This is a genomic window from Stygiolobus caldivivus, assembly GCF_019704315.1.
Lineage (GTDB): Archaea > Thermoproteota > Thermoprotei_A > Sulfolobales > Sulfolobaceae > Stygiolobus > Stygiolobus caldivivus.
Genome location: NZ_AP024597.1, coordinates 2,894,463 through 2,909,496 on the forward strand (window position 1 = coordinate 2,894,463; position 15,034 = coordinate 2,909,496).

Here is a 15,034-nt window from a genome sequence, read left to right on the forward strand (position 1 = left end):
TAAATTAATGAATAACTTACATACTAAACCCATTTAACTTTATAATATAATTTATCATTATACCATTTGAATATAAAATGTTTTTAACACCACGTGAGCAAGAGAAGTTACTAATCTCATGGGCTGCAGAAGTAGCTAGGAGGAGGAAAGAAAGGGGTATAAAACTGAACTATGTAGAAGCAGAGGCAATTATCGTAGACTACATCCTCGAGAAAGCTAGAGAAGGTGCTAAGATGGAAGAGATCATAAAGGGGGCCCAAGAATTGCTCACAGAAAATGATGTAATGGATGAAGTACCTGAAATGCTAGACCTAATCCAAGTCGAAGCTACATTCCCTGATGGCACTAAACTTGTAACCGTTAGAAACCCTATAAAGTCGAGTAAGAAATCACTGAATACGTTCATAATCGGTGAGGGTGAAATAAACGTTGAAAAAGGAGATGAAGTAGAAATGCAAGTTACAAATTCAGGAGACCGTCCAATACAAGTAGGTTCCCATTACCATTTCTTTGAAGTTAATAAAGCACTAAAATTTGATAGACAGTTAGCCTTCGGTATGAGGTTAGCTATACCGTCTGGTACCTCAGTTAGGTTTGAGCCTGGGCAGACCAGAGTTATAAGGTTGAGAAAGATAGGGGGTTCACGCAGAGTAACAGGTTTAAATGGCCTAACAGAAGGTTCTTTAGACCATAACAAAGACCAGGCTATCAAAAGGGCAAAAGATAGGGGGTTCGTATGAAAATAGACCGGTACCGCTATTTTGAACTCTATGGACCCACGGAAGGGGACCTTATAAGGTTAGGGAACTCTAACCTACATATAAAAATAGAAAAGGACCTGATCCAAAAAGGTGAGGAGCTAGTCTTCGGTGCAGGAAAGACTGCTCGTGACGGGCTCGGGCTTTTACCCACGGCTAGAGAAGAGGACACTATGGACGTAATAATTACGAACGCTGTTATACTCGACCCACTGTTGGGAGTAATTAAGGCTGATATCGGAATTAAAAACGGAGTAATAGTAGGTATAGGTCATGGAGGAAACCCGTTTACAATGGACGGAGTAGATTTTGTATTAGGCAGTAACACGGAAGTTATCTCTGCAGAAGGGCTCATAGCGACTCCTGGGTTTATAGATACTCACGTCCACTGGGTTGCACCTGAACAAGTTTTCGATGCGCTCTCAGCTGGGTTTACTACCTTAATAGGTGGAGGGACTGGTCCTGCAGAGGGGACAAAAGCTACTACTGCAACTCCGGGGTCTTGGAATATTAAGGTAGTCGCTGAAGCGCTGGATAGTTTTCCGGTTAATTTTGGTTTAACGGCTAAGGGCTCTTCTAGCCGGATTACGATGGAACAGTCTCTAAGGGCTGGGGCACTGGGTTTCAAGATCCATGAAGACTGGGGGGCAATGCCAAGGGTTATAGATGAGACTTTAACAGTTGCAGATGAATACGATGTCCAAGTCGCGATACATACAGACACTTCGAACGAAAGTGGCTACCTAGAGGACACATTAAATGCTATAGGAGGTAGGACTATACACGCCTATCACGTAGAAGGTGCTGGGGGAGGTCATGCACCGGACATAATTAAAATATGCGGAGAACCTAACATATTACCTTCTTCTACAAACCCCACGAAACCTTTCACAGTCCACACTTATGAGGAGCACCTAGAGATGTTAATGGCAGTCCATCACCTCAATCCTAAAGTCCCGGAGGACGTTGCATATGCTGAGTCAAGGATAAGAGAAGAGACGATGCAGGCAGAAGACTACCTCCACGACCTTGGGGCTATAAGTATGATGTCATCCGATTCACAAGCTATGGGGAGGGTTGGAGAAACCGGCATAAGGACGTTTCAATTAGCACATAAGATGAAAGAATTGGGACTAGTCAAGGTGACCGACAACGAAAGAGTTCTACGTTATTTAGCTAAAATTACTATTAACCCAGCTATCACACACGGTATTTCATCTTACGTAGGTACGCTGTCTCCCGGACATATTGCGGATATCGTACTGTGGGACCCCAGGTTTTTCCCAGCTAAACCTTACATGGTGATTAAGGGTGGGGCTATAGCTTGGGCATTAATGGGGGACACAAACGCCTCTATAGCCTACTCTCAGCCCGTACTCTATAAACCAATGTTCGGGTATTACTCCGCTAAGACTGTATCTTTATGGTTCTCGGCATCTGAAGGCGTCAATAGTATTTCCAATGTAGTGAAAAGGAGAGTAGTCCCGGTAAAGAATACGAGAAATATAAGTAAAAAAGATATGGTGTATAATAGTTCGCTGCCTAAAATCGATGTAAACCCTGATACGTACGAAGTTAAAGTAAACGGTATAGTCCCGGAGGTGCCACCGTCTAAGTGGCTCCCGTTCACTCAACTCTACTTCATGTACTGAGGTGAATATAAATGATGGTGGTAGTCAGGAAACTTGGTAGAAAAGATGAACTTAAGTCTGTCGTGGAAAAGGCCCAGAAGAACGGGCTGCTTAGATTAGTTAAACTTTCGAGAGAGTGTATAGAGAAAGGGAGGTGCAGGGGTAAGACTGACAGGGACGAAGACGTGGTAATAAACCTCAGGGGGATCCCTTTAAATGAGGGTGATATATTAGAAGCCGACAACGGTTTCCTTATCTTGATCCAATTAAAAGAAGAACGTGTAATCGAGTTCGAATTGAAAGACCCTGTTGAGGCGTTTAAGCTAGGGTTTGCTCTAGGTAATTACCATATGAGGGTAATGCTACAAGGTAACAAAGTATATATATCGGCTGAATTAGGAGAGGAATTTTTACTAGAAAGGTTTAGAGAATACAAGCCTCAGGTAAAGGAAGTTGTATTTAAGCCGAATTTAGAATTACCGGTCTCACCAGTGGTGATAGATTTTGCTAACGCCTAGGGTATTTCAACTCTTTGATACTTCGTTACCCATAGGGTCATTTAACCACTCTTTTGGTATTGAAGAGGCCTACTACGCCGGTCTGGAGGTCACGTCCTTCATAGAGGATATCTTCCAAAGCGTGATCTTACCGGGAGACGTACAGCTAGTAAAGTTAGCCTTCAGTGACCCCTACAGAGCTGACCAAATTGCTTACGCTTCAAAACTAACTCCTGAGTTAAAAAACGCGACGGTAAACCTAGGTAGCTCACTCGCGTCATTAGGACTCTGTGAAAACGACTTTATCCGAAAAGTGAAGAATGGCGAAACGTATGGTACGTATCCAGTGGTCATTGCGGTATGTTGTAAAGAACTCGGTATCGGAGTTGATGACTGCATGGTAGGTCTAGCTTATTCTGAACTAGTCCAACTAGTATATTCAGCTGTAAGGCTTAAAGCCATAAACTTTATAGAGGGACAAAAGCTAATCACTAGGCTACTAGAGAAATTGAGGATTGAAAACACTGAGTTTAAGCCTTTTTCACCCGTCCTTGATAACCTGAGTAAAAACCACGAGGTAAGAGAACCGAAGGTGTTTATGTCATGATGAAGATAGGGGTCTTAGGCCCAGTGGGCTCGGGGAAAACTACCTTAATCGAGTTCCTCACTGAGTACTTCGTCAGGAAGTTCGCTATATCAGTAGGGATAATCACTAACGATGTAGTCTCTAACCATGATGCAGTAAGGGTCTATGAAGAGCTAGTTGTCACTAAAAAAGTCCTACCTAAAGAAAATGTAGTGGGTCTTGTTACCGGCGGTTGCCCACACACGGCTATTAGAGAAGACCCTTCAATGAACTTAAGGGCACTGGAAAGGCTCACCAGGAGGGTAAGGTTAGACGTTATATTTATAGAAAGTGGAGGAGATAATGTAATGAGTACATTTAGCGGGCTACTAGCTGACTACACTATATTCGTTTTAGACACAGCTGCTGGTGATAAATACCCAGGTAAGGGCGGGTTAGGGATTTCTGAAAGCGACTTATTAGTAGTTAATAAGGTCGACCTAGCCCCTTATGTAGGTGCTGACCTGGAGAAAATGAAAAGAGACGCTGAAAAAGTAAGGAAAGGAAAACCTACAGTATTTGTGAGCCTTAAGACCGGAGAAGGTGTGGAAAGTCTAATAAACGTTTTAAAGGAGGAGTTATCAATTGAAGGGATCCTTAGAATTTGATGAGAATATGATAAAGAGGAACGGACCTCTGAACATATTCTCTTGTAACACTTACCTAGTAGTTACTAACCCTTCAGAGGTATTGGCCCATGAAGACGAGTTAATTGTTAAAATTTCCGGGAGGGACCTTAAGATAACTGACCAAGCTTATACCAAAATATTGAGAAAGAGTAATGTAAAAATAGTAGTAGAGGTCACGGGGGATAAGGTAGATTATTTCCCACACCCTATAATTTTTTATAATTCCAGCAGGGCTAGACTGTACACTAAGGTCGTAGTTAGGGAGAGGGCAAAGATAATAGAGGCATATATTTTAGGGCGTAAGGGCTCTATGGAGGAATTTGTTGAAGGAGACATTTTAGCTATCACTGAGGTTTTCTATGGGGATAAATTACTAATTTATGACGTGTTTAGGGGTGACGGCTATTACAAGAGCAGAAATATAATGGGTAAGGAAGCCCTACTTACGGTCTATGAAGTAGAAGACGGAGAATATAAATTTAATAAAATAATCACCGACTACCAAAACATAGACAAGACATGGCGAGACCTTACCGGGATATATTTCTAGTACCCTAACCACCAGTTTACAATACTCTCTAAGTTCTTCCTCAGGACCTCTTCTTTTTCTCTGACCTCTGAGATAAGACTAGTATCACCTTTGTATTCTTCGACCCACCTACTTACCATTTTACTGTCTACTTCTAGATGAAACTGTAGGGCCATTATTTGTCCAGTATTAAATGCCTGAAAGTACTTTTCACTATAGGCCAGTAGTTCCGATGAAGGGGGTAAGGTAAAAGTATCCCCGTGCCACTGGAATACTTCAATTTCTTTATCTCCGAGTCTAGGTAAAAGCTTTACCTTACTTATCCCGATTTCCGGTCCGAAAATGCCCTTTTTAACACTCCCACCCAAGGAGGCTGAAATTAGTTGCGAGCCGAGGCAAATGCCCAGCACCTTTTTCCCTTCTCGCATAGCCTTTCTAATTAGCTCCATTTCGGTGTATAAGAAGGGGTATTTTTCAGCTTCATATACACCCATAGGACCTCCCATAATTACAAGTATATCGAAGTCTTCATTTCCCTTAAGTTCTGTCGCCATCTTCTCTTTAACTTTGAACCCCCTCTCGTTAAGGACCTCCGCTAGGTTTCCCATTCCCTCTATCGGATGGTTTAATATTCCTAAAACGTACATTGCTATACCACTATAACCTCGACATTTATATAATTTTTTAACGTTAAATTTTCTTTATCTCCTCGAATCCCTCTACGTCTTTAAGATGTTCCCTCAATACATTCTCGTCAATGTTTTCAAGGTTTATTTTCCCTTCTTTAACTAGCTTCACTAACTTATCTGTTACCTCCATATATTTATCAGCGGGTATGGAACCAATCACTTTACCGATTTTCTTGTTCCCCCCACCGACCACAACGTTCAGCCTGACATCACCTCTATTTGCGATAGCACCAAATCCTAGATCCATAACCCAATGTTTACCGCAAGAGTGAGTACATCCGCTAAACGAAATTCTTATATTAATCCCTTCATCCTTAAGCCTCTCATAAACTTTAGATGCCATCTCGGTCGTAGGAACTAAAGCAGGTGGGCAATAGTCGTTACCTATACATGAGTTTACATTGAATGACCTTTTCCATATATTAGTATCTGTAATTTCGTTTGGCGCTCTCAGTTTAACTGAATAGTCATTAGCCGTTATCGGAATATATAGTTCTTGAGTATTAAACAAGTAGCCGTAGCCTAGATTCCTCCTCATTACAGAAACGATTTCTGGGATGTCTTGAATATCCAACCAACCACCAATTGGCTTAACCCTAAGTAGTCTCTCAACTGACATAAACTTGTTTACCGTTATATTTTCTTTCAATGGAGGTAAGGTCGGTGCTATATCGTTAGCCTCTTTGATTATCATTTCTTTAATTTTATCTTCTCCATATTTTTCTACAATATGTTTGAAACCCCTCTTTTCGTTTTCTCTCTTCAATATATTTGCTACTGCTACGCAAATTGGTAGTAACTTGTCTAGGGTTACGTCAGTAAATAGTGTTTTCGCTTCAAAGGCTTTCTCTCCTATACCTCCTCCTACCATAACGTCAAACTTACCGTTATTTTTACCTACTATTCCTACATCCATAATTACGGGATGAGCACAGCCAACTTCACATGCTGATATTGATATCTTAACTCTTTTAGGTAAGTTCGGATATTCGTATTCCTTATTGTACCTAAAAAAATTAGAAATATATATAGCTACTTTCTCAGCGTCTACATTAGCTTTAGGACATATTTGCGATAAACACGGGATTACATTTCTCACAGAAGCACCGCAAGAGTCTCTTGGACTTAGACCTACGGATTCTAATTTTGCTAATATCTCATCAAGGTGCTTCATATCTATTCCATAGAGTTCTACATCTCCTCTAGACGTTAAATGGATTTTATTATTACCATAATCTCTTGTAATTTCTACAAGTTTTTCAAATTGCTCTGCTGTCCATTGAGAAGGATCTCTTCCTTTTCCTTGTCTTATCCTTATCGAGATAAGTGGATTATCCCCCCTACTAGTATATATTCCTTCGTATCTTCTAGGATAAAATAACTTGTATTTATCTTTAAAAGATATACTCATTATGCGAAATATCATGAAATAATAAATAAACTAATACCCTCATTTGATTAAACATTTTTAAAATATCATTATAATTATTTTTAGTTGAATTAAGGGGCTACTAACGTTTAGTATTCTATAGCATATTTAATAATTTATTTTCTTTATTCCCGTCCTTTGTGTTTATACTTTTGAACATAGTACAAATAAATACCTGATAAGATTAATATATCGTTTAACATAAATCGCTTTTATGAGAGATGTAGATTCAATTATAGTCAATCCTGAGATCCTACCTGTCCCCAAGGAAATAAAGAAGTGGAAAGCTCCTGACTACACAATGGCATGGATTACAATGTCAGTAGGTGTTCTTACGTGGGAATATCCTTGGTTCGGGATATTTTTGGGTATACCTTGGTATCTTGCACTTAGCCTAGAATTTTTGGGAAACTTACTGACCTTAGTCCCTATGATAATCCAGTCTCATGCAGGTGCAAAATATGGAATAGCTGAGCCTCAAGTTACACGGAGTAGATGGGGTATATGGGGTGCTCAATTACCCTCGATAATAAGAGCGATTATAGGAACAGGATGGTGGGGTATTAACGTGTTCATAATAACCGAGATCATAGTCGGACTTTACCTTAAGCTTTCTGGAAATTTAACGTCCGTTGTAGGTCCTTTACTCAAAAGTGGACAAGCTAATTCATTCACTATATCTCTTGCCGATCCTTCACTTTTCTGGGTAGTTTTCGTTTCAGTAATTTTAGCTGAAATAGGAATACTGTATTATTCTCCCGTACTTAAAGGACAAGAGCCGTTAAGAAAGATGAGTTGGGTTGTAGCACCTATAGTAATGTTGTCTCTAATCTCGATATTCGCGTTTGAAGCTACTAAATATGGTCTAAGTTTTACATTACCCACGACCTTCAATGCTTCTCTACCTACAATCTTAGCATATTTAGGAGGGAACATGGCAAGTTGGCTGACAATGGCTATATCGATGCCTGACTTAACGAGATTTGCAGTAAATCAAAGGGCTCAAATATTCGGACAAGTGATATTGCCATTCACTTATGCTATATTCGGACTTTTTGGTATAATAGGGTCTGGAATAGTGTATTCCTCAACCCATCTCCTCGTCATAGATCCAGTCCTGCTCACTTTATTAACTGCACCTGCTCCGATTTCGATTTTATTACTAACTCCACTTTTAATAGAGACTTTCGCAGTTAATACACTTGCTAACCTATTACCTCCAGCTTATGACCTTAGTAACATCTTCCCTAAGAAGATAACGTGGTTTAGAGGAGTATTATTAGCGACTTTAGTTGGGATTTTAGTTGGAGCATGGAGCTTCTTAGGTAGCGCTTATGGTTTTATGGAGAGTTGGCTACTTACTTATGGTACTGCACTGGGTTCTATAGTAGGTATTAACATAGCTGATTACGTGTTTATCAGGAAATTTGACATTGATGTAGATTCTCTATTTACCACTAGAGGAGTTTATAGGTATCTGAGGGGATTTAACCCATCAGCGTTTCTAGCATTCGGCATCTCGGCATTAATAGGCTATCTTAGCGATCTAGGGATAAAGAACGTAATTACGCTATATATAGGGAGTTTAGGGCCTTTGGTTACTTTACCGTTGAGTATAATTCTATACCTGATTTTCATGAAACTATTTAAGAATTATTGATTTTTTCTATGAATTATAGAGAGGTAAAGAGTCTTAATTGACTCCTTATACTGTGTACCTTAATATATCTATATAATAGAAATACATAGTAATAGGAAATTTATGGTTATTTTATAAACTGTCTATAGTTAAGCATTATTATTGATGGAATTATTACTAAAAGGGACAGTAAGAATACAGCTTCAGGAGAAATGTCTACCCAGAAGTAGAGAGCAATTATGGGAGAAGATATTGATAGTAATGTAGATACAGAATCTATTAACGACATGGATAAATTAGCTGTTTTCGATCTAGAGATTACACTCACCTCCGGTAAATTGTCCATAGCTATAAATAACGTCCCGATAAAATTTATTATTATGAATAAAATTGGAGATCTTGTAAAATAAAGTAAAGCGTAAGTTATACCGGCTAATATTCTTGTTATTGCTAGGGTGTTAATATCCCCTAGTTTATCCGATAAGAACTTTGATGGAAATGCAGCTAAACTTATTCCAATGGTCTCAGTACTAAACATTATTCCTAACTCTAATAGACTACCCTTAATTATCTCAGTGAAGTATAACGGAATATACAAAAAGCTTGTTCCAAAGATAAATCTTATTATAGCTATTAATAACGGTAAGGTTGTAGCATTCTTATCCTCTTTCACTAATTTTATATACGATTTAACATCTACTCTCTTCATATTATTTACCCGTACATCAAATATAATAGATCTTATTCGTAATATAATTAAAATTACGATAATTATAATAATAAATGTTAAAATAAAATCAACTTTGTAACTTTCTTGGGCAATATAAGCGGAAATTAATGGAGCTGCCATAGAGGCCAATGGGACTATTGTAAAATAGATGCTCAACTCGTTCTTACTTAGCCTCCTTCCAATTATGACTCTCATTAACGGTACTCGTACACTAAATCCAATATATACTAAAGTCATTGCAATCAAAATTACTAGAAAAATATCTGATAAAATTAGAAAAACAATACCTATGCTTATTATCATTAATGAAAGCGTTAATAAGTTATAAGGATTAAGGAAATCGGCTAATATACCTATGCTTAAAGTTATAATCCCTTCAACTAAAGTTAAAATTAGATAAATTAATGAAATCTGAAATATAGTAAATTGTAATTGGATTCCTAAGTAAGGTTGTATAATAGTCCCAAATATTCTCACAGCAAAAGCCGCTAAAATAGAAGATAACATATATAATTTAGTTTCTTTATTTAAATTAAAAAAATTTGTTAACTTTAACCACTTTCTCACCTTATAGTATTATACTTAACTTCTTACCTTATATCTTAACTTTCCGAATAACTCCAGCACTTTTATCGTACATATAATGTTACTGTTCTTCACTAAATCTTATCTAGATAACTCAAATTTATTCTATTATATATAACATTAATTTCTATATCTATTTACAAAAATTTGTAAAGCTATCTAGTTAAATAATTATCACAAGTTATTGCATTTCTCCAGATGCTTTTATGTCTAAGCTTGAGTGAATATAATAATACTATTGATACAATCATTAAATATTAGTGTTTTTAAGGCAAAAGAATTGTCAGAGCGTAGTAAAAATAGCTTTTCATTAGTCAAAAATAATATTTATTAGAATTTGACTTTGCCTGGGTTAAATAGATCTTCTTTATCGTATGTCTTCTTATAGTTTACAATCTTACTTACATGCTCTCTCGGTAATCTATCATTTATATACATAGAATGTAAATTGAACGAACTTTCGGAGAACAGTTCTAAGAGTTTGTTGAATCTTTCTCTTCCTTGGACTATGAAGTAAGTATGTCCCTTCCAATCATTCGCAAATTCACTCTCTATTATTGGGTTTATTTCTCTAGTTTTAGTTATCCATTCTGATAACTCCTCTATTGGTATATGATATTGATTATAGTAGATCCCCTTCATTAGCATATTAGATGTCACGTATACTGCTGCAAAGAACAAGTTTCTTCTACTCCATAACATTGTCCCATCGTAACCCCCTTCTAGTTTTATCTCCCTGTTCTCAGGGTATGCAATTAATACCTGCCACTTATCAGTGGAAAACCCTGTAGATTTTTCAGTTAGTTTTGCAATTTCTGGAGACCTTAAAGTTATATGATATAAAGGTATTTCATCTTCATATATTTTCTGTATAAACTTAATTGCATCTTGATAAGTATCGAAAAGGAAAAGTTTGCTGGTGTCGTTGGTATCTTCTCGTTTTAAGATTTTTAATTGGGTAACTATTCCAGTAGTGCCCTCAGCATGAGCAGCTATTTTAATATCTCCACCTTTTAGAGTAACGAGTTTTCCCTTAGGATTAACCATAGTCACTTCGATCACTTGATCCCAGTTAGGTCCATATTCATAAGATCCTATCCCCCAAGAACCTCCGCAAAAATAACCTCCAACAGTGGTTTTCTGATATATAGTGGGATATACTCTTGCATTAAAGGAAAATTTTGCACCGGCTTCTGCTTCCACATAATCCTCGTATTCCCTAATCTTGTTCATTTTAGTCATATCTACAATGAGTCCTCCCCTCAGGGGGATTAAACCTCCTACAGTACCGTAACCTGCACCTCTAGGTATAAGAGGGATGTGCATTTGCAGAGCGAACTCAACTATGCTCATAACTTCATCCTCGTTTTTAGGGAAAGCCACGGCGTCGGCTTTTAAAGAGGTATATTCGGATAAGAGTGGAGACACAAAACTCCAATCTTTACTCTTATCTTCAACTATTTTAGGATCTTGTGACACTTCTATGCCTTGTTTAGTTAGGTAAATAAAAACGCTCATTTATCACACTTTTACTTTTTAATAAATAAAAAATTTATTAGGATCTACTTGGATATTTTCCAAGATTTTAAACATCAGAATTAAACTTTGTCAATTCAATAAGAGCATCATCTTATGCTTCTTAAGGCTTTATAAGCAGACTTTCCTTAACGCCCTAAAGGGCGTTTGGTTCACCTCATCGATCAGGAGCTACATCTCTCATCTGAGGGGCAGTCGAGAGGCTCAGAGAACCCACTCCCATTCAAATTCACAACAGCGCCAACATCACGGTCGCCCTCATGACCGCATGAACATTTAAACCATCGTGTCCAGTTTCCACTATCCTCTGCCCACGCAATGACTTTGAGGAGTACCTAAGGTAGCCTAGGATGGGGAGTCTACCAACGCCAGCAATCCTAACAGCTATCCTATCTAAGTCCACGTTATAGCTTAACCAAGGTGTTAGCCAAACTGACTGTTTATACGCTCTAAGGAACCTACCTCTTCTCGGGTTATTATACCAACCCTTGTAGATTGATAATGCGTCTCTGTAACAGTCCTGAGCTACCTTTGAAGGGAGGTATGTTCACTCCTTAACTTTTTAGTATAACTCCTCGTGGACTTTTTCTAGTACTCCCTCCTCTTTCGGATCTTTTACGTTCTGTCTGAGCCAAAACAAGGTTTACCTTTAACGCTTTCACATAGTTATTAACAAGTACTAAGGAGGGAGTCTGATAAACCAACCTTTATAGAAACCGTGGATCTGATTGGGTTATCCCTCCTAGTCATTGAATTGTTGTTAGGAAAAAGGTTTCTATCATAGAAAAATTTTAAAGGATAAAAATTATTATAACATAATCTTTTCTGAATAAATTAACTTTACCTCTTTCTCTTTTAACCTATTTAAGAATATTTCAGAGTCAATTACTTTTTCAGGTGGTAAAACCCCTCTACCTTCTACTTTCATATCAACAGTAATTACCGGCGATATACCCGTAACGTATTGGGTACCGTCGAACTCACCTTTAGGACCAGATATGAATTCCATCGAGACTTCCTTATTTAAGTACTTAAAAATCACTTTACATGCTTCCATCTCATTAGGCTTTTCATTATTATAACCCAATAGCCCTTTACTCCTCAGGAGCTCTTTAAGATACCTCCTTGCTTTTATTCCCATGACCTCTGCGTCATCTCCGAACAATCTCGATAGAAACGCCACTTGTTCAAAACCTGTCCCACCTTCCATCCAATCTACGTATTTCACTCCTTCAAAGGAACTAGGAAAAGTGGCGAGTTCGCTGTGTATAGTTAGGTATACTTTAATCCTACCTATTGTGAAGTCAACCTCTTCGCTTTTTGAAAGCGGTTTATAATATTTGTATTCACCGTTTTCAAACACGGGTGCGTCCATAACCATTTCGTCCATCTGTGTATCTATGCTCCAGTCTATTTTCTCGCTATAATTTATCCATCCGTCCCTAAGATTTATTGCCTCTGGAGTCCCAAACCTGTTATAAATGTATTTTGCTATCACATTCGTAACACCTGGTTCTGCACCCATCCCAACGAGCGCTAAAAGCCCTTCCCTTTCAAACTCGTCGTTTAGTTCTAGTTGTTTCCTAGTCATCCAATATAACCCACCTAGGTCTATATAATTTACTCCTGCCTTTAACGACGCTTTCATAGCATTTAAGTTAAAGTAATACTGAGCCGAGTTTATTACATAATCACTGTTTTTTATCTTGTTGGCAATATCGTCTACGTTATTTAAATCACCGTAAATATAGTCCACTTCCTTATATGGTGGCCTTATTATATCTACAACATTTACCTCGTGTTTTCTCAGTAACTCTTTGGTTATAACCCTACCTATTAGCCCAGAACCCCCCAGTACGGAAACTTTCAACCTTACTCACTCTGGCGGTATCTCCTTAAAGACCAGATCCAGTTCTAGCCCTTTAGACCTATTGGCATAATAGGAGTAAATATATAACGCCGAGCCTAAACCGTAGATTATTGCTAATGACGCTAATGTAGGTAGGTTTATAGGTAAAAGTATTGGGTTTCCCCATGTTATATATAGTGCGTAAATTAGGAACGCAAAAGTAGGGACACCTATCCAAGTGACGAGCGGTATACCTAAGATCTTTCTCTTGATTGGTACTGCGTTATTGTATATGTTTTTCCTGTAATAGGGCATTAACGCTGCTGATATAGCAAATACTGCATAACTTATCTCAAATATTACTGTAACGTCAACTATTGAAATTACCGGGACGTAGGCGTAAAGTAAGACACCGATAAGCCCTACTATAGATACTAATAGAGTTGATTTTAAGGGTATGTGAAATCTCTCGTTTACGTCTGCCATCCATTCAGGCATTAACCTATCGAAAGACCATGCAAACAAATATCTTGTAAGCCCTACTATTAACGGTGGGTTACTGTAGAAATTAGGTAACCAGAAGGCTATGAACATAATAATATACAGCGGAATACTTTTATCTACGAGAAGGGCAAAGAAAGGTGTAAATGTACCAATTGAAGAAAGGCTATTGTAAACAGTATCATTTAGCCCGTTACAGCTTATATATCCCCAAGAGGTTAAGAACCTCTCACCAAATGCGTTTATATTTAACTGTGTAAATAAGATATAGTAAACTGCTATAATTAATATAGCTACTATAATAGAATAAAGGACGTTTATCCTTATATTTTTCATTTCACCTGCCCAAGAAGCTGGTAAATTATACCAAGTATAATAATACCAAATAACTGGGATCCCGAGTACAGCGGCTGTCACGGGGTTTGCCACGAACGATAAACCGTTTGAAGTGGAGTACGATATTACCTCTTGGTAAGCATTGTTTATCCCAGTAAAGGCAGAGAGGGAATTAGAGAACTCTGTAGGATTAATAGTATATAAGGCGTAGAACATTATTATCGTAGTAATTATACTTATTATCCCGCTAACTAACGTAAATTTCCAAACTGTTCTATTAGAAACGGATAATATTGCTGATATAGCTATTATTAACAATCCAACTATTACACTACCTGTAGTACTAGAGAAAAAGGAACCTAAATTCATAAGACCATTATTGTTCAAAAACATCCCCAGACCCGAGAATAGGTACGCAAACCACCTTGCACCTAAATAACTATACAACCCTAATGATAACGCAAATGCCACGAAGAGTGCAAAGTAGTTAACAAACCCTATTGATGGGTGTGTAGCCCTGCTGTTAAAAACGTAGTCACCTCCGGCCCTAGGCATTGAGACCCCTGCAAGATAAAATAGGAATGCCATAGATAGTGTAGGTACAAGTGTTATCAGGAACGCTAAAGTCCAATTTATACCAGGGGCTAACCAGAGCCATGATATTATTAATATGGGCACTCCTCCGGTTACTAGGGCAAAAGTAGCTAACATTGAAGACCAAGGACTTACTTCCCTAACGAGTCCTGAAGTTTCTCTTATGAAGACCCTTTTGCTTTCCATAGCATGTTAGTTGATAAACATTTAAAAAATATATCTAAGGAGACTAGTGATTCATATTTACTGTTATCAGGGGTAAAAATGATCAGTATTAAAGTAAGTTAAGCTTAACTTTCTCTATAGGTATAACCGATATCTTGAAAATTATTCAATAATAGGCGTACATATATCAATATTAAGTGAAATCTGGGTATAAGTTTTTACGTAAACTTAAACATGATCAACCAAATATTTATATACTTTTTCATGAATAGTAAATTGAGGTGGTTGAATTGAGACCTCAGATCTACGCGG

13 protein-coding genes and 1 pseudogene are annotated in these 15,034 nt (G+C 37.8%); 7 read left to right on the top strand and 7 right to left on the bottom strand.

Annotation, left to right across the window (positions count from 1 at the left end):
- Positions 1 to 77 precede the first annotated feature (77 nt).
- The 6 genes from KN1_RS14315 to KN1_RS14340 are packed head-to-tail and all read left to right on the top strand — an operon-like array spanning position 78 to position 4,690.
- The gene (locus KN1_RS14315; RefSeq protein WP_221288459.1) at positions 78 to 740 is read left to right on the top strand and encodes an urease subunit gamma; all 663 of its coding nucleotides are present in this window, start codon (positions 78 to 80) and stop codon (positions 738 to 740) included.
- Positions 737 to 2,410 carry an urease subunit alpha gene (gene ureC, locus KN1_RS14320; protein WP_221288461.1) on the top strand — a complete coding sequence of 558 codons (1,674 nt, stop codon included), beginning with the start codon at positions 737 to 739 and terminating at the stop codon, positions 2,408 to 2,410. Before KN1_RS14315 ends, ureC begins: the two co-directional genes overlap by 4 nt.
- An 11-nt stretch (positions 2,411 to 2,421) precedes the next feature.
- Entirely contained in the window at positions 2,422 to 2,907 is a 486-nt protein-coding gene (locus KN1_RS14325; protein WP_221288463.1) for an urease accessory protein UreE, read from the top strand.
- Complete coding sequence (locus KN1_RS14330; RefSeq protein ID WP_221288465.1) at positions 2,894 to 3,493, top strand: urease accessory protein UreF; 600 nt, start codon at positions 2,894 to 2,896, stop codon at positions 3,491 to 3,493. The genes KN1_RS14325 and KN1_RS14330 overlap by 14 nt, the downstream gene beginning before the upstream one ends.
- The gene (gene ureG, locus KN1_RS14335; protein WP_221288467.1) at positions 3,490 to 4,119 is read left to right on the top strand and encodes an urease accessory protein UreG; all 630 of its coding nucleotides are present in this window, start codon (positions 3,490 to 3,492) and stop codon (positions 4,117 to 4,119) included. Before KN1_RS14330 ends, ureG begins: the two co-directional genes overlap by 4 nt.
- Entirely contained in the window at positions 4,097 to 4,690 is a 594-nt protein-coding gene (locus tag KN1_RS14340; RefSeq protein ID WP_221288468.1) for an urease accessory protein UreD, read from the top strand. Before ureG ends, KN1_RS14340 begins: the two co-directional genes overlap by 23 nt.
- Here the strand turns inward: KN1_RS14340 and KN1_RS14345 are convergent.
- Positions 4,687 to 5,316, bottom strand: coding sequence for a type 1 glutamine amidotransferase (locus tag KN1_RS14345; protein ID WP_221288470.1), 630 nt, complete (start codon positions 5,314 to 5,316; stop codon positions 4,687 to 4,689). The genes KN1_RS14340 and KN1_RS14345 overlap by 4 nt on opposite strands.
- 43 nt (positions 5,317 to 5,359) lie before the next feature.
- Entirely contained in the window at positions 5,360 to 6,769 is a 1,410-nt protein-coding gene (locus KN1_RS14350) for a nitrite/sulfite reductase (RefSeq protein WP_221288472.1), read from the bottom strand.
- A gap of 232 nt (positions 6,770 to 7,001) precedes the next feature.
- On the opposite strand from KN1_RS14350, the gene KN1_RS14355 reads away from it, so the two are divergent.
- Positions 7,002 to 8,447: a cytosine permease gene (locus KN1_RS14355; RefSeq protein WP_221288475.1), complete on the top strand. Its 1,446-nt coding sequence runs from the start codon at positions 7,002 to 7,004 to the stop codon at positions 8,445 to 8,447.
- 106 nt (positions 8,448 to 8,553) lie between these two features.
- Here KN1_RS14355 and KN1_RS14360 read toward each other — a convergent pair whose 3' ends face one another.
- The 5 genes and pseudogenes from KN1_RS14360 to KN1_RS14375 all read right to left on the bottom strand — a co-directional run bounded on the left by KN1_RS14360 (position 8,554) and on the right by KN1_RS14375 (position 14,743).
- Positions 8,554 to 9,663 carry an MFS transporter gene (locus KN1_RS14360; protein ID WP_221288476.1) on the bottom strand — a complete coding sequence of 370 codons (1,110 nt, stop codon included), beginning with the start codon at positions 9,661 to 9,663 and terminating at the stop codon, positions 8,554 to 8,556.
- A 408-nt stretch (positions 9,664 to 10,071) separates the two neighbouring features.
- Positions 10,072 to 11,259, bottom strand: a complete 1,188-nt coding sequence (locus KN1_RS14365; RefSeq protein WP_221288478.1) for an FAD-binding oxidoreductase — start codon at positions 11,257 to 11,259, stop codon at positions 10,072 to 10,074.
- Positions 11,260 to 11,575: 316 nt separating this feature from the next.
- Positions 11,576 to 12,027: pseudogene (locus KN1_RS14865) on the bottom strand (RNA-guided endonuclease TnpB family protein); the annotation flags it as partial.
- A 58-nt stretch (positions 12,028 to 12,085) separates the two neighbouring features.
- On the bottom strand, positions 12,086 to 13,147 hold the full coding sequence (locus KN1_RS14370) for a saccharopine dehydrogenase family protein (protein ID WP_221288480.1): 1,062 nt from the start codon (positions 13,145 to 13,147) through the stop codon (positions 12,086 to 12,088).
- A gap of 6 nt (positions 13,148 to 13,153) precedes the next feature.
- Positions 13,154 to 14,743 (bottom strand): APC family permease, encoded by a 1,590-nt coding sequence (locus KN1_RS14375; RefSeq protein ID WP_221288482.1) that lies wholly within the window; start codon positions 14,741 to 14,743, stop codon positions 13,154 to 13,156.
- Positions 14,744 to 15,034 lie beyond the last annotated feature (291 nt).

Coding starts and splice junctions, on each gene's coding strand:
- KN1_RS14315 (WP_221288459.1), top strand. CDS start 78: ATGTTTTTAACACCACGTGAGCAAGAGAAGTTACTAATCTCATGGGCT.
- ureC (WP_221288461.1), top strand. CDS start 737: ATGAAAATAGACCGGTACCGCTATTTTGAACTCTATGGACCCACGGAA.
- KN1_RS14325 (WP_221288463.1), top strand. CDS start 2,422: ATGATGGTGGTAGTCAGGAAACTTGGTAGAAAAGATGAACTTAAGTCT.
- ureG (WP_221288467.1), top strand. CDS start 3,490: ATGATGAAGATAGGGGTCTTAGGCCCAGTGGGCTCGGGGAAAACTACC.
- KN1_RS14345 (WP_221288470.1), bottom strand. CDS start 5,316: ATGTACGTTTTAGGAATATTAAACCATCCGATAGAGGGAATGGGAAAC.
- KN1_RS14350 (WP_221288472.1), bottom strand. CDS start 6,769: ATGAGTATATCTTTTAAAGATAAATACAAGTTATTTTATCCTAGAAGA.
- KN1_RS14355 (WP_221288475.1), top strand. CDS start 7,002: ATGAGAGATGTAGATTCAATTATAGTCAATCCTGAGATCCTACCTGTC.
- KN1_RS14360 (WP_221288476.1), bottom strand. CDS start 9,663: ATGTTATCTTCTATTTTAGCGGCTTTTGCTGTGAGAATATTTGGGACT.
- KN1_RS14365 (WP_221288478.1), bottom strand. CDS start 11,259: ATGAGCGTTTTTATTTACCTAACTAAACAAGGCATAGAAGTGTCACAA.
- KN1_RS14375 (WP_221288482.1), bottom strand. CDS start 14,743: ATGGAAAGCAAAAGGGTCTTCATAAGAGAAACTTCAGGACTCGTTAGG.